This window comes from Shinella pollutisoli (assembly GCF_024609765.1).
Lineage (GTDB): Bacteria > Pseudomonadota > Alphaproteobacteria > Rhizobiales > Rhizobiaceae > Shinella > Shinella pollutisoli.
Genome location: NZ_JANFDG010000034.1, coordinates 1 through 22,815, shown reverse-complemented (window position 1 = coordinate 22,815; position 22,815 = coordinate 1). Strand labels below are relative to the sequence as shown.

Genomic DNA, 22,815 nt, shown 5'->3' with positions numbered 1-22,815 from the left:
CCTCCGAATCGGCCTCCCGTCTTTCCCCGCTCAATAAGACACGAGCAAGGCGGAACCGTCCTCCCCGAATTTCGGCTTCACCCCGAGAAGCGCCGCCGAGCGGCGGATGATCTCGCCCACCATCGGCGCGGCGTTGAGGCCGGCGGTCCGCCCGCCGCCCTCGCCCGTCTGCGGCGCGTCGATGAAGGTCAGCACGACGAATTTCGGGTCGTCGATCGGGAAGGCCGACAGGAAGGCGTTGAAGTTCTGCGTGTTGGAATAGCGGCCGTTCACGACCTTGTTCGCCGTGCCGGTCTTGCCGCCGACGTCGAAGCCCGGCACCAGCGCGCGCCGGCCGGAGCCGTCGTTGGCGTTCAGCCGGAAGAGATAACGCATCGCGTCGACCGTGGACGGCTTCACCACCACGCGGGCGATGTCGTTCGCCTCCGCCTCGGTGCGCGGCAGGAAGGTCGGGTTGATCAGCTTGCCGCCGTTCATCAGCGCCATCGCCGCCACCGCCGTCTGCAGCGGCGTGGTCGAGACGCCGTGGCCGAAGGAGATGGTGATCGAGTTGATCTTCTTCCATTCGCGCGGCTGCGTCGGGGTCTTCACCTCCGGCAGCTCGGTCTCCAGCCGGGTGAGCAGGCCCATCCGGGTCAGGAATTCCTGGTGCCCGGCGATGCCGACGACGTCGGCCATCTTCGCCGTGCCGATGTTGGAGGAGTACTGGAAGATCTCCGGCACGGTCAGCACGCGATGCTTGCCGTGGAAGTCCTTGATGGTGAAGCCGCCGATGCGGATCGGCGCGCGCGCGTCGAAGCTGTCGGTAAGCTTGACCTTGCCCGAATCGAGCGCCATCGCCGTGGTGAAGCTCTTGAAGGTCGACCCCATCTCGAACGTGCCGTTCGACATGCGGTTCATCCAGCCTTCCTTGGCGCCCTCGGCCGGGTTGTTCGGGTCGTAGTCCGGATAGGAGGCCATGGCGAGCACCTCGCCGGTGTGCACGTCGATGACGACCGCGCCGGCGGCGAGCGCCTTGTACTTCTCCATGCCGTTCTTGACGACCTCGCGCACGATCGCCTGCACGCGCAGGTCGATCGACAGCCGCACCGGTTCCAGCTTCGCGTCGCTCGTCATGCCGATGGCGGCGAGGTCGGCGAGGCCCTGGTTGTCGATGTAGCGCTCCATCCCGGCGATGCCGCGATTGTCGATGTTGACGTGGCCGACGATGTGCGAGGCGACCGGGCCGCCGGGATAGAAGCGGCGCTTCTCCGGCCTAAAGCCGACGCCGGGGATGCCGAGCGCGAGGATGCGGCTCTGCTGCTTGGGCGTGAGCTGGCGCTTCAGCCACTGGAAGCGGGATTGCGAGGTGAGCTTGCGGTAGATCGCGCGCCGGTCGAGGTCGGGCAGCACCGTCGCCAGCATCTCGACGGCCTCGTCGGCGTCGACGATCTTGTGCGGCTCGGCATAGAGCGAGACGGTGCGGATGTCGGTGGCGAGGATCTCGCCGTTGCGGTCGACGATGTCGGGGCGCGAGGCCATCAGGTGGTCGGCCGGGCCGATCGAGGAGACGGCCTCGGGGGCGGCGAGCCCGTACTGCACCAGCCGGCCGCCGATCACCGCATAGACGAGGCCGAAGCAGGCGATGACGATGGCGACGCGGTTCTTCGCCTGCGCGCCGGTGCGCTTGCGGGTGCCCTCGAAGCTCGGATGCGCGGCGGCGGAGCCCTGCCGGTTGTTGCCACCGGCGTTGAAATGGGCCTTGCTCTTGACGACCATGATGCGGGAGAGGAAGGACATCAGCGCGCCACCGATCCGGTCTTGATCTCGTCGGCGCCGGCCTTCTTCGCCTTGGCGATCTTGTCGTCCTTCTCGTCGGGCGGCGGCAGGTCGGCCGTCAGCATCGGCAGCTCCTCCGGCCGGACGAGCTGGGTCGATTCGGTCGGCACGAGCTTCAGGTCCGCCTCGAAGGCGGTGACGAGCCGGGCGAGCCGGCCCGGCTGGGTAAGCAGCGCCCAGTCGGCCTTGAGCAGGTCGATCGTGTCCTCCTCCAGCTTGATCTCGGCGTCGAGCTTGCGGACCTCCTCCAGCTTGTTCTCCGCCTGGTGCTTGATCGAGTAGGTCACCGTCGCTGCGGCGGTCATGACGGCGATCATCACGACATCAAGGGTACGGAACATCACTCAGCTTCCCATCTTCTCGAGGCCGGCAAGGCTGGGCAGGTTGAAAATGGACAGGTCATCCGTCCCCGCGGGCGCGTCGGTGCGCATCCCCGCTCTCAGCTTGGCCGAGCGGGCACGCGGATTGACCGCGCACTCCGCCTCGCTCGCGCCCACCATAGGGCTCCCGACTGGTGCGAAGGTTGCGGCGCGGTCGTGGACCTCCGGCAGGTGGCGGGAGCCCGCGGCCTTGCCGGACCGGTCCTGGAAGAACTTCTTGACGATCCGGTCCTCCAGCGAGTGGAAGCTGACGACGACGAGGCGCCCGCCCGGCTTCAGGGCCTTTTCGGCGGCGAAGAGCGCCTGCGCGAGCTCGCCGAGCTCGTCGTTGACGAAGATGCGCAGCGCCTGGAAGACGCGGGTCGCCGGATGGATCTTGTCCTTGGCCTTGCGCGGGTTGACGCTCTCGATCAGGTTGGCGAGCTGGCGCGTCGTGGCGAAGGGCTCCTTCGCGCGCGCCTTCTCGATGGCGCGGGCGATGCGTCCGGCCTGCTTCTCCTCGCCGAGGAAGCCGAAGATGCGGATGAGATCGGAGACCTTGGCGCGGTTGACGACGTCGGCGGCCGAGACACCCGAGGCCGACATGCGCATGTCGAGCGGCCCGTCCTTCTGGAAGGAGAAGCCGCGCTCCGGCTCGTCGATCTGCATGGAGGAGACGCCGATGTCGAGCACGACGCCGTCGAGCCCGCCCGCGGGCGCATGGGCGGCGAGGTCGGAGAAGCGGGAATGGACGAGCGTCAGGCGGCCGCCCGAGGCCTCCGCCAGCGCCCTGCCTGCGGCGATCGCCGTCGGGTCGCGGTCGAGCGCGATCACGCTCGCGCCGCGCGCGAGGATCGCGGACGTATACCCGCCCGCGCCGAAGGTGCCGTCGAGGATGACCTGGCCCGGCGCCGGCGCCAGCGCTTCGAGGACCTCGGGGAGAAGAACCGGAATGTGACGGACCGGTCCGCCATCGGCTTCAGTGGAACCTCCGCCAAGATCCGCCGCCATTCCGGTTCTCCGTCCTACCCCGAGCCCAAACCTTTCGACCTGAACTCCTGCCGGGCCGCCGCCTGCTGAGCCTCGAAGGATTGCGGCGCCCAGAGCTGAAAATGATCGGCCCGACCGACGAAGGTCACCTCGGTGGTGATGCCCGTGTAGTCCCGGATGAAATCCGTCACCGCCAGGCGCCCTTCCGCATCGAGCTTCATGAAGACCCCGCCCCCGTGGATCAGGAGCGACATCCGGTTGGCCTTCGGCGAAAGAACGTCCTCGCCGGCGATCTGGCGCTCGAACCGGTCGAGCAGGTCCAGTCCACCGACGCTGATCGCCGGAAACAGGAAATCCTGGAAGCAATAGAGCTCCCGGATGTCGCGCTGCGACAACACGGAACGGAAGGCCGAGGGCACGGAGACCCGCCCCTTGGCATCGATCCTGTTGGTCGCATTCGACAGGAACCGGTTCATGACGCGATACGGCCGCTTCCCTCGCCGGAGCGCTCATCATCCGCGCCGGCCTACCCAACTCACCGCACGCCGCGCGAACCGACACCGATGAGGCGCCTTCGCGCCGCACCGTCCCCGGCCGGTTGCCCTCAGATCGTTGCGATGATCGGACGCTCATGCGTCCTCTTGCAGTCTGGATTTGGGATAACATGGGACCATATGGGCGTCAATGGGAAGTGACCTCGTTCCCCGTGTTCGGACCGTCGGGCGCGGACAGGCGTGATCCTTTGCGTCATGCAAGGACCCACGCGCTGCCGACGCCCTGAATTTCAGGCGAAAACAGTTTGTTAACCCTAGGCCCTGACAGTTAACACGAGGTTAAGAACGGCGTAGCGGAACAAAACGCGAAAGCGCTTGTGGGCTCACATCTTGGCGCCGGCTGAAGAGCAGCTGCCTCCCCGGATGCGGCAAGTTCGTCGCGCGCCCTCGTCGCCATACACGAATTATTACCGGACGATTCATTGCGTGATATCGCGGCGCGCACCGCTATTTTCGATTGCAGCCGCTAACTCCCGGTTAACCATCGGTTTCTACCCTCGCCCGAAGGCAGGTTCCCGCAAAAGGCATACGGACGATGGTATTCGACAACAAAAAGATCTTCGTCGACTACTGGTTCAACCCCAGGAACGGTAAGAACTCCGTCGATCCCGACCGTCCGTGGGGCGTCGGACATGCCGGCTGGGGCGCGAAGAAGGTCACCAAGGGCGTCGAGATAACGACGACGCAAACACAGAGCCCCGGATGGCAGACCGCCCCGCCCGGCTGGAAGAAGAACGACACCGGCGGCATCTTCGAGATGGACTTCAGGGCGAAGGAGATCGCCATCAGGTTCTTCGACATCGGCGTCTTCACGCGGGACATCGTCAACGGCCCCTATTTCAGCGACAAATACGGCAAGCTGCCGCCGATCACGGGCTTCGAGCTGAAGACGAACATGCACGGCCTGACCAGGTCGGACATAAAGTTCGATGCCAATTCCATGCTCGTCGACTGGAACGGCGGCTCGTTCACCGAGGATACCTACGTCAACATATACGTGAAGTTCGGCCAGACGCTCGCCGGAACGAAAAAGGCGGACATCCTGAGGGGCAACAAGGGGTCGGACTACATCATCGGCGGCAGGGGCGTCGACAAGATGGCCGGACGCGGAGAGACCGACGTCTTCGTCTTCAGGAAGGGCGACACCGGGAAGACGACGAAGAAAGCCGACCTCATCACGGACTTCAACAGGAAGCAGGCGGACAAGATCGACCTGCATCTCTGGGATGCCGACGCAAAGAAAGCGGGGATGCAGGACTTCGATTTCATCGGGCGGAAGGAATTCACCAAGACCGCAGGCGAGCTTCGCTACGAGAAATACGGCTCGGGGGTCCTGCTGAGCGGCGACACGAACGGCGACGGCAAAGCGGACCTCATGATCAAGCTCAGGGGCGTCGTGAACCTCCACGAGAGCGATTTCATCCTGTGACAGAGGAAAAATCGCCAGTTGGCCTGTAAGCCGGGTTCTGTATGGCCCCGGCCGAAGCCGGAACGTGGCAGCCATTCATCTGGGACCGGACTTGCGCCCGGCCTCGTGCAACCCACCCGGATGACCGGCCCGGAAACGGGCTGGACCGCTTGCGCGGTCCGCGTCATCCCTATTCGGTCTTGCTCCCGGTGGGGTTTGCCGTGCCGTCCATGTCGCCATGGCCGCGGTGGGCTCTTACCCCACCCTTTCACCCTTGCCGTCCCGCAGGACGGCGGTTTGCTTTCTGTGGCACTTTCCCTGGGGTCGCCCCCGCCGGACGTTATCCGGCACCGTGTTTCCGTGGAGCCCGGACTTTCCTCACCCCGCGGCCTTTCGGCCCCTGCGCGGCGCGGCTGCCCGGCCAACTGGCCTGCGCTGACTACCTGAACTCGTCGGCAAAGGCTAGCGGAAACGGACGGCGAAGTCGGTCGAATAGTCCGGCTCGTCGAGCCGGCCGTAAATCAGGAGGTCGGCGCCGATGCGGCCGATCTCGTCGGAGCTCTTCGCCGCCGTGCCGTTGCCGCCGGCAAGCAGCGCGACGCGCTCGCCCGAGACGAAGCCGGCATAGGGATAGCCGTGCCGCGTATAGGTCGTGACGCAGGGCACCGAGGTCATCGCCGCCGCGGCGACGGCCGGCACCGACCGTTTGAGAAGCCGCGTCAGATGGGCGATCGCCTCGGGGCTGCCGGCGCCGCGGAACCAGTCGCGAATCGCGCCCTCGTCGTCGATCTCGATCTCCGTCGGGTCGCCGCCGATCTTGAGGTAGTGGTGGCCGTCCGGATAGAGCACCGGCGGCAGCAGGTAGAAATGCTCGGACGGGTCGCCGCTCTCGTCGATCCAGGACGGCATGCCGCGCCAGGCCTCGGCCTCGTCCGGCGTCAGCCGCGCGAGCACCACCGTGCGCGCCTTGACCACCAGGTCCGGAACGCGCGGCAGGAGGCCGGGCGCCCGCGAGAAGCCGCCGGTCGCCACCAGCACGCGCCCGCCGCCGATGGTCTCCCCGGAACGGAGCGTGACGATGCCCGCCGCCCCCTCCTCCCGCACCGAGACGGCTTCCTCGATGATGGAGACGCCGCCCGCCTTCTCCAGGCAGGCGACCTGGGCGGCGACGAGCTTGCGCGGATCGACGTAGCCCGCCCCCTTCGCCTCGAAAACGCCCGCCGAGGTCTCCGGCAGCGAGAACCACGGGAAGCGCTCGCCGATCCCCGCATGGTCGAGCACCGGCGCATCGAGCGCGAAGCGCCGCGCCACCGCCTCGACCGACTGGACGAAGCCGCCACCGGCCGGTCCGCTGATCAGGCAGCCGACCTCGCCGTAGAAGGCGATGCCGCTTTCGGCCTCGATCTCGCGGTAGCGGGCGATCGAGCGGTTGGCGAGAAGCGCCCACACCGCATCGCCGTCGATGGTGCGGGTGATGCGGCCGCTGTCGTAGTGGCTGGAAAAGACGCCGTCATGGCTCTGCCAATCCCGGGGCTCGCCCGGCCCGACGAGGGCGACGGAGGCCCCGCTTCGCGCGAGGTGCCGCGCGGCGGCCGCCCCCATCATCCCCCTGCCGACCACCACGAAATCGAAATGCCGGGCCATGCCTTTTCTCCGACGCACCGTTTCGTCCGGCATAGCACGGGCCGGGCCTCAGTCGATATAGGTCCGCACCTTGCCGCAATAGCGCTTCGAGACCGGGTTCATGCGCTTGGCGCCGTGGCCGGCGTTGTATTTCAGGATGGTGCCGCAGGTCGTGCCGTCGCCGAGCTGTTGGGCGAGCGCCAGGTACTTCATGCCGAACTTGATGTTGGTCTCCGGGTCGTAGAGGCCCTTGGCGCCGCCGCGATAGCCCATCATGCGGGCGGTGGCGGGCTTGATCTGCATCAGCCCGATCTCGCCGGCGCGCCCGCGGGCCCGCGGGTTGAAGTTGCTCTCGACCCGCACGACGGCATGCGCCAGGTCGACCGGCACGCCGTAGGCCTTGGCATAGCTGCTGATCAGGCCGGAATAGCCGGCCGGCGCCCCGGCGAGCGGCTTGTCGGGCCTGGCATAGCCGGTCGTGCGCCGCATCGGCGCGATCCGCCCCACGCCCACCACGCCGTCGCGGTCGATCACCGTGACGCGCCGTTTGCCCGTCCCCTTGCTGGAGGAAGCCGCTTCGGCCGTGCCGGTCAGTGCCATGGACGCGCAAAGGCAGGCCGCGCCGAGGGCGGCAAGGAATCGTCTCGTCAAATTCGTCGTCTCCAATTGGGCGCACGGGCAGAGCCCTGGCACGCGGCGGCATTGCCGCGCACCCTGCGCCGACATCTCGATCATCAGTGGTCAAGCGCCACGGTCAGGCCCTGACCGCATGTTGCGCTGCAAACAAGCGATTGCGAAACAACAGTCCCAATCGGGTCAGGATGTGGCGGAGCGATAAACTTCCGTTACAGTCTGTAACAATCGCCCGAAAAGGCCGCCCTCAGGCGGTGAGCCGCGGCAGGGCGGAAAGCAGCCGGTGGAGCGTGTCGATGGTGGAAAAATCGGCGATCCCGTCCACCCGCTCCTGCCGGAAATGGCGCTGGAAGGCGGCGACGCCGCCCTCCGTCCGCTCGTCGTAAACGCCATTGATTTCAGTGCCGTAACCGTAGAGCGACAGCAGGGTCTGCAGCGCCTCGACGGGCTGGCCGGCGTCCCCCTTCTGGAAGAAGCGCCCGCCCGCCACCGGCGTCGGCTCGACCCAGTGGCCGACACCCGCCGCATGGAGCCGCCCCCAAGGGAACCTTTCACCCGGATCGACCTTGCGGATGGGGGCGACGTCGGAGTGCGCGAGCACCCGTTCCGGAGCGATATCCCACCTTTCGCCGCAATCACGACACAGTTCGATGACCGCTTCGATCTGCGCGTCGGGAAAGTCCGGCAGGCCGCCCGGATGGCCGGCATTGGCGATCTCGATGCCGATGGAGGCGGAATTGATGTCGCTCTCGCCCTTCCAGAGGCTCTTTCCCGCGTGCCAGGCGCGGTCGGCCTCGCGCACGAGCTGCTCGACCCGCCCGTCCTCGTGCACGAAGTAGTGACAGGAGACCTGGCTTTCCGGCGCACAGAGCCATTTCAGGGCGCCGTCGGCCGTCTCCATGCCGGTATAATGCAGGAGGATCATGTCCGGCGATCGGCCGCCGGCCCGCGCGCCGAAATTCGGCGACGGCGCGGGAGTCGCGCCGGGATGGTCGCAGGCAAAGGCGCTCATGCGGCGCAGCGTTCCTTTTCGATCGCCTCGTAGGCGGCATTCAGCGCCGCCATGCGGTCGTTGGCGATCTGCCGGAACTCCGCCGGCACGCCGCGCGCCACCAGCCGGTCCGGGTGGTGCTCGGAGGCGAGCACCCGGTAGCGCTTGCGGATCTCGGCGAAGTCCGCGTCCGGCGACACGCCGAGCACCTTGTAGGGGTCGCGGCCGCCCACGTGCACATGACGCGCCGTGATCTGCTCGAAGCGTTCCTCGGCCATGCCGAAGATCGCGGCGACGCGGCCGAGGAAATCCATTTCCTTCTCGTGGATCAGCCCGTCCGCCTTGGCGATGTGGAACAGGCCGTCGACGATATCCTCCAGGATCGGGCAGTTCCGCTCGCAGGAGACGCAGAGCGCGCGCATCTTCTCCGCATAGGCCTCGTAGCCGGCCACGTCCTGGCGGGCGAGGTTGTAGAGGCGCGCGACATTGGCCGCCTGGTCGTCGGGATACTTGAAGATGTCCTTGAAGGCGTCGACCTCGGCCGTCGTGACGATGCCGTCGGCCTTCGCCATCTTCGCCGAGAGCGCGATCATCGCCATCGAGAAGGCCACCTGCCTGCGGGTCTCCGGGTCGCCCTCGAACAGGGTGCGCACGGCCTCGACCACGCCGGACAGCACGTTGCTGGCGGCGTCGGAGACCATGCCGACGAGACGATCCCACACGGCACTGATGAAGCAACTGGGCGAATTCTGGAACATGGGACGATGTTGAGCAGACAATGGCCGGGAAAGCAAGGCGAGCAGTCCTTATTTCATCCGGCGATGACGAAATTTTGATGGCCCTCATCAAGCGGTGGCATTTCAATTTCACGGGCTGCGGATAAATCCGTCGTGCCGTTCCCCTTGCGGGGATTCTGCGCTAGACAACGCCCACCCATCGAGACGTGCGAGAGCCGAGGAGGAACTATGGCCAAGCAGAAAGTCGCAATGCTGACGGCGGGCGGGCTCGCGCCCTGCCTGTCCTCCGCCGTCGGAGGCCTCATCGAGCGCTACAGCGACATCGCGCCGGAGATCGAGCTCGTCGCCTACCGCTCGGGCTACCAGGGCCTGCTGCTCGCCGACCGGATCGAGATCACCAGGGAGATGCGCGAGAAGGCGCACCTGCTCCACCGCTACGGCGGCTCGCCGATCGGCAACAGCCGCGTCAAGCTCACCAACGCCGCCGACTGCATCAAGCGCGGCCTCGTCAAGGAGGGCGAGAACCCGCTGCGCGTGGCGGCCGAGCGGCTCGCCAAGGACGGCGTCACGATCCTGCACACGATCGGCGGCGACGACACCAACACGACCGCCGCGGACCTTGCCGCCTATCTCGGCGCCAACGGCTACAACCTGACGGTCGTCGGCCTGCCGAAGACGGTCGACAACGACGTCGTGCCGATCCGCCAGTCGCTCGGCGCCTGGACGGCGGCCGAGGTCGGCGCCGGCTTCTTCGACCACGTCAGCAACGAGCAGAGCGCGGCGCCGCGCACGCTCGTCGTGCACGAGGTGATGGGCCGCCATTGCGGCTGGCTGACGGCCGCCACCGCCCGCGCCTACATCCAGAAGACCAAGGACAACGACTATGTCGACGGCTTCATGATGAACACGCAGCTGAAGAACATCGACGGCCTCTACCTGCCGGAGATGGACTTCAACCTGGAAGGCGAGGCCGAGCGGCTGAAGGCGATCATGGACCGTACCGGCTTCGTCACGCTGTTCGTCTCGGAAGGCGCCTGCCTCGACGCCATCGTCGCCGAGCGCGAGGCCGCCGGCGAGACCGTCAAGCGCGACGCCTTCGGCCACGTGAAGATCGACACGATCAACGTCGGCAACTGGTTCTCCAAGCAGTTCGCCGCCCTCCTCGGCGCCGAGCGGGCGATGGTGCAGAAGTCCGGCTACTACGCGCGCTCGGCGCCCGCCAACCGCGACGATCTCCGCCTCATCCAGAGCATGACCGACCTTGCCGTGGAAAGCGCGCTCAACAAGGTCTCCGGCGTCACCGGCCACGACGAGGCGCAGGGCGGCAGGCTGCGCACCATCGAGTTCCCGCGCATCAAGGGCGGCAAGCGCTTCGACACCTCGGCGAAATGGTTCGGCGAGGTGATGGATGCGATCGGCCAGAAGTGGAAGGCCGCCTCCTGACGGGCTTGACGCCGTAGACGGGCGATGGCTTGCTCCCCGGACGCGTGACCGCTTCCGGGGAGTTTTCCGTCATGGCCTTCGAACACTGGCTCGCCTTCGCGGCCGCCTCCGCCGTCCTGCTCGCCATCCCGGGCCCGACGATCCTGCTCGTCATCTCCTATGCGCTCGGCCACGGGCGGCGCACGGCGGGTGCGACGGTCGCGGGCGTGGCGCTCGGCGACTTCACCGCCATGACCGCCTCGATGCTCGGCCTCGGCGCACTGCTCGCCGCCTCCGCCGCCGTCTTCACCGTGCTGAAATGGGTGGGCGCCGCCTATCTCGTCTGGCTCGGCATCAAGCTTTGGCGCGCGCCCGTCTCCGGGGCGGAAGGGGCGGCGCCCGCCGGGGAGAAGCCCGGCCGCATCTTCGCCCACGCCTATGTGGTGACGGCGCTCAATCCCAAGAGCATCGTCTTCTTCGTCGCCTTCCTGCCGCAGTTCCTCGACCTCTCCCGGCCGGTCCTGCCGCAGATGGCGATCTTCGAGGCCACCTTCCTCGCGCTCGCGACGCTGAACGCGCTCGCCTATGCCCTCGCCGCCTCCGCCGCGCGAAAAACAATCCGCAAGCCCGCCGTGCAGAAGGCGGTGAACCGCACCGGCGGCTCGCTGCTGATCGGCGCCGGGCTGCTGACGGCGGGCCTGCGGCGCGCGGCCGCATAGCCGCGCCTCGGGGGCGCGGGTTGCCCGCTTCGCCCCGATCGGGTATGGACGAACGGACGGCCAAGGCCGATTTGATGGTTCACACCCGCGCGGCCCCGGTCGTCCGGCGAACAGGAAGCGATCCCCATGGCAGATTCCCCCGCCCTCCGTCCGGCCCGCGCGGCAACGCTCGCCTGCGCCGGCCTGCTCGCCGCGCTTGCCGGCTGCGCCAGCGTCGCCGAGGACGTGACGACGGCGAAGACCGTCACCCCGGCTGCCGTCGGGACGGAGACCGCCGCCGCGGAAGACGCCGTCGCCGAGGGCGCCGTGACCGAGGTCGCCTATGCCGCGCTTCCCGTGGCCAAGCCCGGCACGGAGAACACCGCCGAGGCCCTGCCCGCCCCGGTCGCCGCCGCGGAGATCGAGGGGGCGGCCGCCGTGCCGGTGTCGGCGCTCGCCGGGGCCAAGCCCGTGACGGGCGCGGCCGCCGCGACCGCCGCCCTGGCCGAAAGCGCCGCCGTCGCGGAGGTCCCGGCGACGAGCTTCGGCGTCTCGGTGATGGAGCCCGGCTTCGACAGCGGCGAGCCGGAAGGCCTCGAGCAGCTCGTCGCCTCGCGCAAGATCGTCCCCATCGCCAAGCCCGAGGCGTTCGGCCTTGCCGCCGTCACCAGCCAGACCCGCCTCGCCGTCGCACAGGCCGAGCAGCCGGTGCAGAAGTCCGGCACGCCGATCGACGCGCTGATCGAGAAATACGCCGCGCTCTACGGCATTCCGGAATCGCTGCTCCACCGCGTCGTCCGGCGCGAGAGCACCTACAATCCGCGCGCCTACAACCGCGGCCACTACGGCCTGATGCAGATCAAGTACGCGACCGCCAAGTCGATGGGCTACGAAGGCCCGCCGGAAGGCCTGTTCGACGCCGAGACGAACATCAAATATGCCGGAAAATACCTGCGCGGCGCCTGGCTCGTCGCCGACGACAAGAACGACGGCGCCGTCATGCTCTACGCGGCCGGCTATTACTACCACGCCAAGCGCAAGGGCCTGCTCGACGAGACGGGGCTGAGGTAAGGGCAAAAGCCCCTCATCCGGCCTGTCGGCCACCTTCTCCCCGCAAGCGGGGAGAAGGGGCAAGAGGCAAAGGTTTCCCGATAAAGAAAGGAAACCGGTACGGCATCACCTTCTCCCCGCTTGCGGGGAGAAGGTGGCGGCAGCCGGATGAGGGGCAATCCCGCGCCCTACCCCATCCTCTTCAGCCAGAAGGACATCGGCTTTTCCGTCTCCTCCGCCTCGTCCACGTCCCTCCAGGAGAAGGTCGTGCTGAGGTCGGGGCGGTGGACGTAGCCGCGCTTTCCCCAGAAATCGTCGAGCGGCACGTAGCCGGCAGGCCTCAACGGATGGTCGACGGGGCGCTCGACGGCGCAGAAGGCGCACCAGTCGAAGCGGCCGAGGCGGCGGGCATAGGCCTCGCGCTCCTCGAAGAAGCGCACCCCGAGCCCGCGGCCGCGATAGGCGGCAAGCAGCACCGATTCGCCGAAATAGAAGATCGTCTCCGGATCGAGGCCGGCCTTCGCGAAGGGCGCCTTGAAGGCCTCCGTCTCGTCGGCCATCGGCACGCCGGTCGAGGCGCCGACGATCCGCCCGTCATCAAGCGCCAGCACGAACAGGCTCTCCGGCGAGGCGGCATAGGTCGAAAGATAGCGGGCCTCGTAGTCCTCGCTGCCCTCGTAGAGATAGGGAAAGGCGCGGAAGACCTCGATGCGCAGGCATGCGAGGTCGGGGATATGCGGAGCGACGGCGTTTCCGTGGACGATCTTGATCTGCATGATCCGTAAACGTTCCCAAAGGCTTGAACAATGCTATAAGGCGTGCCGGTTTCAACGATACGGGGAATGACATGCCGGCAAAAGAGACGATCCGCGCCTATTACGACGCTTTCAACAGGCAGGACATGGATGCCTTCTTCGACCTGCTTACCGACGACGTCGTCCACGACATCAACCAGGGCGGACGCCAGGTCGGCAAGCAAGCCTTCCGCGACTTCATGGCGCACATGAACCGCTGCTACCGCGAGACGCTCACCGACATGGTGATCATGTCGAACGAGGACGGCACGCGCGGGGCCGCCGAATTCGTCGTCAACGGCCAGTATCTCGTCACCGACGAGGGCCTGCCGGAGGCGAACGGCCAGACCTACATCCTGCCCGCCGGAGCCTTCTTCGAGATCAGCGACGGCAAGGTGGCGCGCATCACCAACCACTACAACCTCAACGACTGGATCGCCCAGGTCGGCGCCTAGAGCAATTCCAGCAAAAGTGCGCAGCGGTTTTGCGTCCGCAATTGCGTGAAAACAAAAGGATAGAGCGTTTTCGCGATTCGGAGAAAAGCGGAAATACTCTAGCCGTCGAGGACGTCGAGAACCTTGCGGACAAGCACCTGCGGCTCGTAACCGAGCGCCGAGGGCGTCAGGCCGAGCCGCAGCACGACAAGCCGGCGCGACGGGATGATCGCCGCCGACTGTCCGTCGTGCCCGCGCAGCCAGAACGTGTCCGCCGGCAGGCCGTGCTCGGCGTCGCGCTTCGGCCCCGGCCCCTTCAGCCAGGTCTGCGCCCGGCTGTAGGTGCCGTCCGAGGTGGCGTTCGGCGTGCGCATCGCCGCGACGAAGCCGTCGGGCAGCAGCCGCACGCCGTTCCACACGCCGTCGTCGGCGAGGAACTGGGTAAAGCGCGCCCAGTCGCGCGCGCTCGCATACATGTAGGACGAGCCGACGAAGATGCCGGTCTCGTCCGCCTCCATCACCGCGCTCGCCATGCCGAGCGGCTGGAACAGCGCCCCTGCCGGAAAGGACAGCGCCTGCGCCCGCCCGCCGGTGGCGCCCATCCACAGCCGCGAGAGGAGCACCGCCGTCCCGCTCGAATAGGTGAAGCGCTCGCCCGGATTGGCCTCCAGCGGCAGCGACAGCACGAAGCGCGTCATGTCCGGCTCGAGGAACAGCATGCGCGTGACGTCAGCGACCGCGCCGTAATGCTCGTTGAAGGCAAGGCCGCTTTCCATCGCCAGCAGATCGGCGAGCGTGATCCTGGCGCGCGCGTCGCCGCGCCATTCCGGAAAGAGGTCCGCCCGCTCCGGCGAAAGCGCGCCCATCAGGAAGAGGCGGCCGACGAGCGCCGCATTCACCGTCTTCGTCATCGACCAGCCGGCAAGCGGCGTTTGCGGCGAGAAGCCCTCGCCATAGGCCTCCGCGACGATGCGACCGTCATGCACCACCACCGTCGCGCGCATGCCCGGCCCGGTGAGCGCGGGGTCGGCGAGCAGCGCCTGGAAGCGCGCCTCAGGCGCCGCCGCCTCGCCCTCCGGCCAGGCGACGGACGGGTCTCCGGCCGGCATGTCCGGCATCGGCACGTCGGACACGGCCTGGCGGGCCGCCTCGAAATCGCCGTCGGGCACGCCCGCGCAGCCGAAATCCTCGTGCCAGGCCGCATGACCCGGCGCGAAGAGGCCGAGAAAATGCACCGTGACCGTCTTCTCCGCGCGGTCGACGTCCTGGCGCATCAGCTTCAGCAGCGGATGGCCGGGCGCCTGCACGTCCTCGGCCATCACCGCGTCGGGGTCGCGGCCGGAGACGAAGACGGAGGAGCAGACGATCTTGGCCGCATAGCCGGTGCCGACGCTGAGCAGCGCCGGCGGCGACACGATGAGCCAGCTCGCGCCCACGGCAAGCAAGAGGGCGAGGATGGAAAGCGTCCAGGCGGCAAGCCTGTAGAGTCGTCGCATCGGGGCCTCTCCTTCCGCTGCGAAGACAATCAGGAATCGTCCGCGCTGAAAAGCCCTCGCCGTCCGGTCAGGCCGAAAGGCGCGTCCGGCCGCGCGTCAGGAAGCCGGCGACGGCTGCGGCCGGAAGCGGCTCGGAGATGAGATAGCCCTGCGCCTCGCAGGCGCCGCGCGCCCGGACGAAATCGAGCTGGCCCTCCGATTCGATGCCTTCCACGGTCGTCGTCACGCCGAAGGTCTGGCCGAGCTTCAGGATGATCTCGACGAGGTCGGCATCCCGCTTGTTCTCCATCATGGCGCGGGCGAAGGAGCGGTCGATCTTGAGCTGGTCGATCGGCAGCGCCCTGAGGTTGTTGATCGAGGAGAAGCCGGTGCCGAAATCGTCGAGCGCCACGCGCACGCCGTGGCGGCGCAGCTCGCCGAGGCTGTCGCGGATCACCGCCTCGTCGACGGAGAAGATCGATTCCGTCACCTCGATCGTCAGCCGCTCCGGCGCAAGCCCCGCCTCGGCGAGGCAGGCCTTGACGTAGTCGACGAAATCCCGGTCCTTGAACTGGTCGCCGACGACGTTGACGGCCACACCCGCGGGCACTGGCCAGCGCGCCGCCGCAAGGCAGGCCTCGCGCACCGCCCAGTTGCCGAGCGCCAGCACGAGCCCGGTCCGTTCGGCGGCGGGGATGAAGCGCTCCGGCATGATCAGCCCGCGCTCCGGATGCATCCAGCGCAGGAGCGCCTCGAAGGCGTGCACCGTGCGGTCCTCGACGGAGACGATCGGCTGGTATTCCAGGTGGAACTCGCCCGCCGCCACGGCGCGGGCGAGGTCGTGCTCGATCTCGGCGCGCATGCGCGCCTCGTCGGCGAGCGCCGCGTCGAAGAAGCGGAAGCTGCTGCCCGGCGCCTCCTTCGCCTCGTAGAGCGCGAAATCGGCCCGCTTCAGCAGCTCCGACATGGAGGCGTCGGACGCGTTCATGAAGGTCACGCCGATGCTGCAGCCGCTCGACACGCGGCCGCTCCTGAGGTCGAAGGGCTCGTCGAACAGCGCGCAGATCGTCCGGCACACGTCCTCGACCTTGCCGGGCGACGGGCAATCGGCGACCGTGACGACGAATTCGTCGCCGCCGAGCCGGTAGACCCGCGCGGTCGGCGTCAGCGCGGCGAGAAGCCGCGCGGCGATCGCCGCCAGCAGCTCGTCGCCCGCCCCGTGCCCGAGGCTGTCGTTGACGTATTTGAAGCGGTCGAGATCGAGGAGGAGCAGCGCCGGCCAGATGTCGCCGGCGCCCTGCGCCGCGCCGGCGTCGACCACGGCCTGGATGTCGCGCTCGAGGCAGAAGCGGTTGGCGAGCCCCGTCAGCCGGTCGTGGCAGGCGTCGTGCCTGAGCCGCGCCTCGGTCCTGCGGCGGTGGTAGAGCTCGGCGAGGAGCTGCGCCTTCGAGCGGCCGATCTGGTAGAAGCCGACGCCGAAGAAGACCGGCATCAGCGCGAGCGCCGTCGCCGTCGGCGCGGAAAGGCCGAACAGGCTCGCACCCGACGGTTCGCTGAGCAGCGTATCGGCGGCAAGGCAGATGGTGGGAAGGAAGGATCCGAAGATCGTGCCCGCAACCGCGTAGCGCTGCTCGATTTTCGGCAACAACGTCGTCAACATCATGTAACCCTAAACCGTTGTTATCATGACAACAGGGCGTGTCCGGCCGTCAGTGGCCGTGTCGGGTTCTATCGGACAAAGAATGACGAAGTCTTAACGCGAGGTTGCCGTTCCCCTCCTCAAATCCCGGGAATCCGGGCCTCCGCCGCCGGGCCGTAACCGCACGTTTACCAGCCCGCGCGAAATGCCGTCCGGCCGGGTGCTCTTTACGCTCCGCCCCGTTCGGGGCAGGATGGGCAAACGCTCAAAAACGGGACCTCCATGCGGTCGATTCTGGCTCTCCTCCCCCTCGCCCTCGCGGCCGCCTCCTGTTCCACCACCGACTACGACCTCGCCGCCACCGCGGCCGTGCCGCCGCGCTTCGAGGACAAGGATCCGCAGGATTTCGGCAGGCGCACGCCGCACCTCCATCACGTGCACGGCATCGACGTGTCGAAGTGGAACGGCGAGATCGACTGGCCCGCGGTGCGCAGGTCCGGCGTCGCCTTCGCCTTCATCAAGGCGACGGAGGGCAGCGACCGGCTCGACAGCCGCTTTTCCGACTACTGGCGCGGCGCGAAGGCGGCCGGCATCGCGCATGCGCCCTACCATTTCTACTATTTCTGCGCGACCGCCGACGCCCAGGCCGACTGGTTCATCGCCAACGTGCCGAAGGAGGCGACGATGCTGCCGCCGGTGCTCGACGCCGAGTGGAACCCCGCCTCGCCCACCTGCAAGACGCGCCCGCCCGCAAGCGAGGTGCGCACCGCCATGCAGCGCTTCATGGACCGCATCGAGGCGCACTACGGCAAGCGGCCGATCATCTACACGACCGTCGACTTCCACCGCGACAATCTCGTCGGCCATTTCGACGGCTACCATTTCTGGCTGCGCTCGGTCGCCGCCCATCCGGAGGACATCTATCCGGCGCGGCGCTGGTCCTTCTGGCAATATACCTCGACGGGCGTCGTGCCGGGCGTGCCGGGCGACACCGACATCAACGTCTTCGCCGGCACCGCGAAGAACTGGAACGCCTGGGTGGCGACCGTCTCACGCTGAATTCGCCGGCGGCCGGCGGCAATTGCGCTTTTCCTCTTGCTTCCGTCACATTCATCTGAGACAGCCGGCCAGCAACGCAACCAAGGAGCGACGTCATGCGGTCCACGAAGAAGACAACTCTCGCTGCAACCTTCGCGGCAATCCTCCTGGCAGGCGGCGCGCAGGCCCAGACGGCGGCCTGCGGCGGCGATCTCGGCGCCTTCCTCGAAGGCGTCAAGGCGGAGGCGATCTCCCGCGGCGTCTCGCCCGACGTCGCCGACCGGGCGCTCGCCGGCGCGCGGATCGACCAGAAGGTGCTGTCGCGCGACCGCGCCCAGGGCGTCTTCCGCCAGACCTTCCTCGAATTCTCCAAGCGCACGGTCAGCCAGTCGCGCCTCGACATCGGCCGCAAGAAGCTTTCCGAGCTCGCATCCGTCTTCGCGCGCGCCGAGCAGGAATTCGGCGTGCCCGGCCCCGTGATCGCCGCCTTCTGGGCGATGGAGACCGACTTCGGCGCCGTGCAGGGCGATTTCAACACGCGCAACGCGCTCGTCACGCTCGCCCACGACTGCCGCCGGCCGGAGCTCTTCCGCCCGCAGCTTCTCGCGGCGATCGAGATGGTCGGCCACGGCGATCTCGACCCGAACGGCACGACGGGCGCCTGGGCCGGCGAGATCGGCCAGGTGCAGATGCTGCCGCGCGACATCATCGCGTTCGGCGTCGACGGCGACGGCGACGGCCACGTCAACGTCAAGCAGAGCGCGGCGGACGCGATCCTGACGGCGGCCAAGTTCATCCAGCATCTCGGCTTCACCAGGGGCCAGCCCTGGATCCAGGAAGTCTCCGTGCCGGAAAGCCTGCCCTGGGAGAAGACCGGCCTCCAGCCCGGCATGACGGCCGGCGACTGGTTCGCGCTCGGCGTGACGCCGCGCGACGGCGACACGTCCTTTGGCGGGCTCGCCGCCTCGCTGGTGCTGCCGCAGGGCCGCAAGGGCCCGGCCTTCATCACCTATCCGAACTTCAACATCTATCTCGAGTGGAACCAGTCCTTCATCTACACCACCTCGGCCGCCTATTTCGCCACCCGGCTCGCGGGCGCCCCGCCCTACGAGCGCGGCAACCCGGAGGAAGGCCTTTCCGACGAGGCGATGAAGCAGCTCCAGACGAGGCTGCAGGCCATGGGCCACGACGTCGGCAAGATCGACGGCATCCTCGGCTCCGGCACGCGCGCGGCGATCCAGAAGGAGCAGCTCCGCCTCGGCCTGCCCGCCGACGGCTGGGCGACGCAAGCGCTCCTGAACGCGCTCTGACGGAATCGGGTGGCGCGCCCTTCCCCGCCTGCTAGGAAGGCTGTCGCATGGAAGGACGGGGACGCATTCCTGTCTTTTTACCCCCTCTGCCCGGCCGGACAGAGGGGGCTTGACGGCATGACGATCCACAGAACGGGGCACCCATGGACGCGCGGGCGGCGACGACGATGAACGCACGGACCTGGGGGCTGCTCGCACTGCTCGGCATAATCTGGGGCGGCTCCTTCTTCTTCGCCCGCGTCGCCGTGCAGCACGTGCCGCCGGCCACGCTCGTGCTCTTGCGCGTCGGCATCGCCGCGTTCGCGCTCCATGTCTACGTCGCCGGCCGCTTCGCCCTCTACCCGACGTTGAAGGAGCGCTGGCGCGCGTTCCTGCTGCTCGGCCTCCTCAACAACGCCGTGCCGCACATGCTGATCTTCCTCGGACAGACGCAGATCGGCGCGGGGCTCGCCGCCATCCTCAACGCCACGACGCCGATCTTCACCGTGCTGATCGCCAACCGGCTGACGGAGGACGAGAAGCTCTCCGCCGGGAAGATCGCCGGCTGCCTCACCGGCCTTGCCGGCACGGCCGTGCTGATCGGCCCGCGCGCGCTCTCCCCCTTCACCGGCGAGAGCGGGCCGCCGCTCTGGGCTCTCCTGCTGCCGGTCACCGGCGCGATGTCCTACGGGCTCGCCGCGACCTACGGCAAGCGCTTCCGCGCCGTCGCGCCGCCGGTGACGGCGGCAGGCCAGCTCACCGCCTCGACGCTGCTGATGCTGCCGGTGGCGCTTGCCCTCGACGCGCCTTGGCAGCTCCCGTTCCCGCCGATGCCGGCCGTGCTCGCCGTGCTGGCGCTGGCGCTCCTCTCCACCGCCTACGGCTACATCCTGTTCTTCCGCATCATGGCGAGGGCGGGCGCCACCAACACCTCGCTCGTCACGCTGCTCGTGCCGCCGAGCGCGATCCTCGCCGGCATGCTCTTCCTCGGCGAGCGAATCACGCCGCTCGGCCTCGCCGGCATGGCGCTGGTGCTCCTCGGCCTCGTCATCCTCGACGGACGCGCGCTCGCCCGGCTGCGAAGCCGGTGAAAGGGACGGGAACAAACGCGTCCCTCCGGCGTTCTGCCGCCATGGCCGGGGTCCGGCTTTCGCCGGCTCCGCCACAATGGTAAATGCACAATGCCGGCAACCGTCATCCGGTAGGGATTGTGAATTTTTTGTGGCAATGCATATCAGGAAGGAAAATCAGGGGCTTAGGCCTGTGCAAAATCGATGCGGCGGCACCGGATGCTGCAACGCAGCAACGAAACGCCTTTCCAAACCGTTTGCTTCGGTCGTAATATTCGACCGTAACGCAAGGGAGGTAAGCCAATGGGACTCACACATTCCTTGAATGTTCTGATGATCAGTGCAGCGTTCCTCTTCGTCGCGACGATGATCTTCATCTGAGGCGGCAGCGCAGTCCGAGCGGTCAGGGACAATAAAAAGAACCGCGAACCCTTTCCGTGATGAATCACACAAAAGGCATGGCCCCGGAGACGGCGCCATGCCTTTTCATCTTGCGGCCGTGGAAAGCTAGGCCGCCGCCCCGGTCGCGCGCAGGCCGGCCTTCGCGAAGCCCACCCGGTCGCAGACCGCCGAGACCAGCGTTGCCCGGTTCATCGTGTAGAAATGGAACTCGCCGACGCCGCGGGCGACGAGGTCCTCGACCTGCCGCGCGGCGAGGTCGACCGCCACCGCCATGCGCTCCTGCGGGCGGTCGTCCACCGGCGCGAGCCGCGAGGCGAGCCAGGCCGGCACCGTCGCGCCGCAGAGACCGGCGAACTTCTGCACCTGCGCGAGATTGTGCACCGGCAGGATGCCCGGCACGATCGGGATGGCGATGCCGGCCGCGCGCACGCGGTCGCGGTAGCGCTCGTAGTGGTCGTTGTCGAAGAAGAACTGGGTGAGCGCGCGGGTGGCGCCCGCATCCACCTTGCGCTTCAGCATGTCGATGTCGGCCGCCACGTCCGGGCTCTGCGGGTGCTTCTCCGGATAGGCAGAGACGGAGATCTCGAAATCGGCGATGGCGCTGAGCCCCGCCACCAGTTCGGCGGCATTGGCATAGCCGCCCGGATGCGGCCGGTAGGGCGTGCCGACGCCGCCGGGCGGATCGCCGCGCAGCGCCACGAAATGTCTTACGCCCACGGCCTGGAAATCGGCGACGACGGCGTTCACCTCCGCCTTCGTCGCGCCGACGCAGGTGAGATGCGCCGCGGCCGGCAGGCGCATCGTCTGGATGAGATGGCGCACGGTCGCAAGCGTCGGCGCCTTGGTCGAGCCGCCCGCGCCATAGGTCACCGACAGGAACTCCGGCCGGTAGGCGGCAAGGGCCGCGGCCGTCTCCCAGAGCTGGCCCTCGGCCTCCGCCGTCTTGGGCGGGAAGAACTCGAAGGACAGGCGGAGGTCCTTGGCGGAACGGGCGGGCGCGGCCTTCATGTCAACTCCTTCGGCGGATCGCAAGCGGGGTGTCGTCGTCGGCGGCCGTACGGGCGTCCTCGCGCCGGTCGCGGGCAAGCCAGAGCGTGACGGTGAGCGCGTCGGCGGCGGGCTCGGCCGGCTCCAGGTCGACCACGCGCACGACGGAAAGCCCGGCCCGCTCCAGCCACTCCGACAGGGTCTGGTGCGAGAAGCCGAGGCGGATATGGGCGTGCTCGTCGCGCAGGCGCTCCAGCGCGTGGGGGGCGAGGTCGACGATGACGAGCCGGCCGCCGGGCTTCAGCATGCGCGCGGCCTCGGCGACCGCCGCCTCCGGATCCTCCAGGAAGTGCAGCACCTGATGGATGGTGACGACGTCGAACTCGCCGCGCTCCAGCGGCAGGTTGAAGATGTCGCCGTGGCGGATCGAGGCCTTGGTGATGCCGGCGCGGTCGAGGTTCGCCCGCGCCACGGCGAGCATGTCGCGGCTCGCGTCGACGCCGACGCCGCGCCGGTAGAGGCCGGAGAAGAGCTGGAGGATGCGGCCGGTGCCGGTGCCGAGGTCGAGGAAGGCGTCGACCGGCTCGTCGCCGATCAGGTCGGCGAGCTTCGCCTCCACCTCCGCCTCGCTGACATGCAGGCGGCGCATCACGTCCCAGTCGGCGGCGTTGCGGCTGAAATAGGCCTGCGCCTTCTCCGAGCGCACCTTCTTCAGCGCGCGCAGCCGCTCGTCGTCGCGGGCGAGCACGGCGTCGGCGCCGTCGGCGGCCTCCAGCAGCCCGCGCGCCAGCGCCACGGCCGGCCCGCTCTGGCTGAGGCGGAAATAGGCCCAGGCTCCTTCCTGGTAGCGGTCGACGAGCCCGGCCTCGGCGAGCAGCTTCAGATGGCGGGAGATGCGCGGCTGGGACTGGCCGAGGATGTCGGTCAGGTCCGTCACCGTCAGGTCGCCGCCGGCGAGCAGCGCGATCAGCCGCAGGCGCGTCGGTTCGCCCGCCGCCTTGAGGATATCCACGATGTCGTCCAGTCCGAGTTTGCGCGTGTCGCTCATGTCGTGTCCAATCAAGACATAAAGATATGTTTATGTGATTAAGCCTGCTTGCGCAAGGGCAAATCCGCGAGGCCCGATCTTCCCATCGAAACGGCCAAAGAAAAACCCCGGCGAAGCAACCGGGGTCGAGCGAATAGTTGGAGAATCGGGTTTGAACTTCGTGCAGCTTGGCTCATGCTGCGTATGCAGTCTCTAAACTCCACGTCGCGCCTTGTGGCTAGCATTAAAGGCCGCGACCAAAGCTTGAGCATCGCCTATTGCGGTGGGAGAAGCATCTAAGGTCCTTAATTCCGCTAGGTCCTGTTGACAAAGTGGATTCCCAAATCAGCAGAAGCGTGATTCAAGACTGCTTTTTA

Annotated in this window: 21 protein-coding genes and 1 other RNA gene; 8 read left to right on the top strand and 14 right to left on the bottom strand. The window is 67.8% G+C overall.

Translation table 11 applies throughout. The features are described from left to right. Positions 1-30 precede the first annotated feature (30 nt). Genes NNZ72_RS22040 through mraZ form a run of 4 tightly spaced genes read right to left on the bottom strand, consistent with a single transcriptional unit; the run spans position 31 to position 3,643 of the window. Positions 31-1,779, bottom strand: coding sequence for a peptidoglycan D,D-transpeptidase FtsI family protein (locus NNZ72_RS22040; RefSeq protein ID WP_257317835.1), 1,749 nt, complete (start codon positions 1,777-1,779; stop codon positions 31-33). Next, a complete protein-coding gene (gene ftsL / locus NNZ72_RS22035) occupies positions 1,779-2,159 on the bottom strand; it encodes a cell division protein FtsL (protein ID WP_257317834.1) in 381 nt (126 codons plus the stop codon). Before ftsL ends, NNZ72_RS22040 begins: the two co-directional genes overlap by 1 nt. A 3-nt stretch (positions 2,160-2,162) precedes the next feature. After that, complete coding sequence (gene rsmH / locus NNZ72_RS22030; protein WP_257317833.1) at positions 2,163-3,188, bottom strand: 16S rRNA (cytosine(1402)-N(4))-methyltransferase RsmH; 1,026 nt, start codon at positions 3,186-3,188, stop codon at positions 2,163-2,165. A 14-nt stretch (positions 3,189-3,202) separates the two neighbouring features. Continuing rightward, entirely contained in the window at positions 3,203-3,643 is a 441-nt protein-coding gene (gene mraZ / locus NNZ72_RS22025) for a division/cell wall cluster transcriptional repressor MraZ (RefSeq protein ID WP_257317832.1), read from the bottom strand. A gap of 613 nt (positions 3,644-4,256) precedes the next feature. Between mraZ and NNZ72_RS22020 the strand changes: the two genes are divergently transcribed. Further along, positions 4,257-5,150, top strand: a complete 894-nt coding sequence (locus NNZ72_RS22020; RefSeq protein WP_257317831.1) for a calcium-binding protein — start codon at positions 4,257-4,259, stop codon at positions 5,148-5,150. Between the two features lie 10 nt (positions 5,151-5,160). On the opposite strand, the gene rnpB is transcribed toward NNZ72_RS22020, so the two are convergent. The 5 genes from rnpB to NNZ72_RS21995 form a co-directional block, all read right to left on the bottom strand. Beyond that, an RNA gene (gene rnpB, locus NNZ72_RS22015) (RNase P RNA component class A) lies at positions 5,161-5,558 on the bottom strand. A gap of 33 nt (positions 5,559-5,591) precedes the next feature. Beyond that, entirely contained in the window at positions 5,592-6,773 is a 1,182-nt protein-coding gene (locus NNZ72_RS22010; protein WP_257317830.1) for an NAD(P)/FAD-dependent oxidoreductase, read from the bottom strand. Between the two features lie 48 nt (positions 6,774-6,821). Further along, the gene (locus NNZ72_RS22005; RefSeq protein WP_371747808.1) at positions 6,822-7,352 is read right to left on the bottom strand and encodes a lytic transglycosylase domain-containing protein; all 531 of its coding nucleotides are present in this window, start codon (positions 7,350-7,352) and stop codon (positions 6,822-6,824) included. A 280-nt stretch (positions 7,353-7,632) separates the two neighbouring features. Further along, entirely contained in the window at positions 7,633-8,397 is a 765-nt protein-coding gene (locus tag NNZ72_RS22000; RefSeq protein ID WP_257317828.1) for an N-acetylmuramoyl-L-alanine amidase, read from the bottom strand. After that, entirely contained in the window at positions 8,394-9,077 is a 684-nt protein-coding gene (locus NNZ72_RS21995; RefSeq protein WP_371747807.1) for a TerB family tellurite resistance protein, read from the bottom strand. Before NNZ72_RS21995 ends, NNZ72_RS22000 begins: the two co-directional genes overlap by 4 nt. A gap of 264 nt (positions 9,078-9,341) precedes the next feature. On the opposite strand from NNZ72_RS21995, the gene NNZ72_RS21990 reads away from it, so the two are divergent. From NNZ72_RS21990 to NNZ72_RS21980, 3 genes are all read left to right on the top strand, one after another. Next, on the top strand, positions 9,342-10,556 hold the full coding sequence (locus tag NNZ72_RS21990) for a pyrophosphate--fructose-6-phosphate 1-phosphotransferase (RefSeq protein WP_257317826.1): 1,215 nt from the start codon (positions 9,342-9,344) through the stop codon (positions 10,554-10,556). Positions 10,557-10,627: 71 nt separating this feature from the next. After that, positions 10,628-11,254: a LysE family translocator gene (locus tag NNZ72_RS21985; RefSeq protein ID WP_257317825.1), complete on the top strand. Its 627-nt coding sequence runs from the start codon at positions 10,628-10,630 to the stop codon at positions 11,252-11,254. Positions 11,255-11,380: 126 nt separating this feature from the next. Continuing rightward, positions 11,381-12,304: a lytic transglycosylase domain-containing protein gene (locus NNZ72_RS21980; RefSeq protein ID WP_257317824.1), complete on the top strand. Its 924-nt coding sequence runs from the start codon at positions 11,381-11,383 to the stop codon at positions 12,302-12,304. 167 nt (positions 12,305-12,471) lie between these two features. On the opposite strand, the gene NNZ72_RS21975 is transcribed toward NNZ72_RS21980, so the two are convergent. After that, on the bottom strand, positions 12,472-13,059 hold the full coding sequence (locus NNZ72_RS21975; protein ID WP_257317823.1) for a GNAT family N-acetyltransferase: 588 nt from the start codon (positions 13,057-13,059) through the stop codon (positions 12,472-12,474). Between the two features lie 71 nt (positions 13,060-13,130). Here NNZ72_RS21975 and NNZ72_RS21970 point away from each other — a divergent pair, with 71 nt between their 5' ends. Further along, positions 13,131-13,532, top strand: coding sequence for a ketosteroid isomerase-related protein (locus NNZ72_RS21970; protein ID WP_257317822.1), 402 nt, complete (start codon positions 13,131-13,133; stop codon positions 13,530-13,532). A gap of 98 nt (positions 13,533-13,630) precedes the next feature. Here NNZ72_RS21970 and NNZ72_RS21965 read toward each other — a convergent pair whose 3' ends face one another. Then, entirely contained in the window at positions 13,631-15,007 is a 1,377-nt protein-coding gene (locus NNZ72_RS21965) for a serine hydrolase domain-containing protein (RefSeq protein WP_257317821.1), read from the bottom strand. A 67-nt stretch (positions 15,008-15,074) separates the two neighbouring features. After that, complete coding sequence (locus NNZ72_RS21960) at positions 15,075-16,646, bottom strand: putative bifunctional diguanylate cyclase/phosphodiesterase (RefSeq protein ID WP_257317820.1); 1,572 nt, start codon at positions 16,644-16,646, stop codon at positions 15,075-15,077. Positions 16,647-16,907: 261 nt separating this feature from the next. On the opposite strand from NNZ72_RS21960, the gene NNZ72_RS21955 reads away from it, so the two are divergent. The 3 genes from NNZ72_RS21955 to NNZ72_RS21945 all read left to right on the top strand — a co-directional run bounded on the left by NNZ72_RS21955 (position 16,908) and on the right by NNZ72_RS21945 (position 20,043). Beyond that, the gene (locus NNZ72_RS21955) at positions 16,908-17,684 is read left to right on the top strand and encodes a glycoside hydrolase family 25 protein (protein WP_257317819.1); all 777 of its coding nucleotides are present in this window, start codon (positions 16,908-16,910) and stop codon (positions 17,682-17,684) included. A gap of 95 nt (positions 17,685-17,779) precedes the next feature. Further along, entirely contained in the window at positions 17,780-18,973 is a 1,194-nt protein-coding gene (locus NNZ72_RS21950) for a lytic murein transglycosylase (RefSeq protein ID WP_257317818.1), read from the top strand. 143 nt (positions 18,974-19,116) lie between these two features. Continuing rightward, positions 19,117-20,043: a DMT family transporter gene (locus NNZ72_RS21945; protein ID WP_257317817.1), complete on the top strand. Its 927-nt coding sequence runs from the start codon at positions 19,117-19,119 to the stop codon at positions 20,041-20,043. Positions 20,044-20,529: 486 nt separating this feature from the next. Here the strand turns inward: NNZ72_RS21945 and metF are convergent, their stop codons facing one another. After that, positions 20,530-21,432, bottom strand: a complete 903-nt coding sequence (gene metF, locus NNZ72_RS21940; RefSeq protein WP_257317816.1) for a methylenetetrahydrofolate reductase [NAD(P)H] — start codon at positions 21,430-21,432, stop codon at positions 20,530-20,532. A 1-nt stretch (position 21,433) separates the two neighbouring features. Further along, positions 21,434-22,459, bottom strand: a complete 1,026-nt coding sequence (locus NNZ72_RS21935) for an ArsR/SmtB family transcription factor (protein WP_257317815.1) — start codon at positions 22,457-22,459, stop codon at positions 21,434-21,436. Positions 22,460-22,815 lie beyond the last annotated feature (356 nt).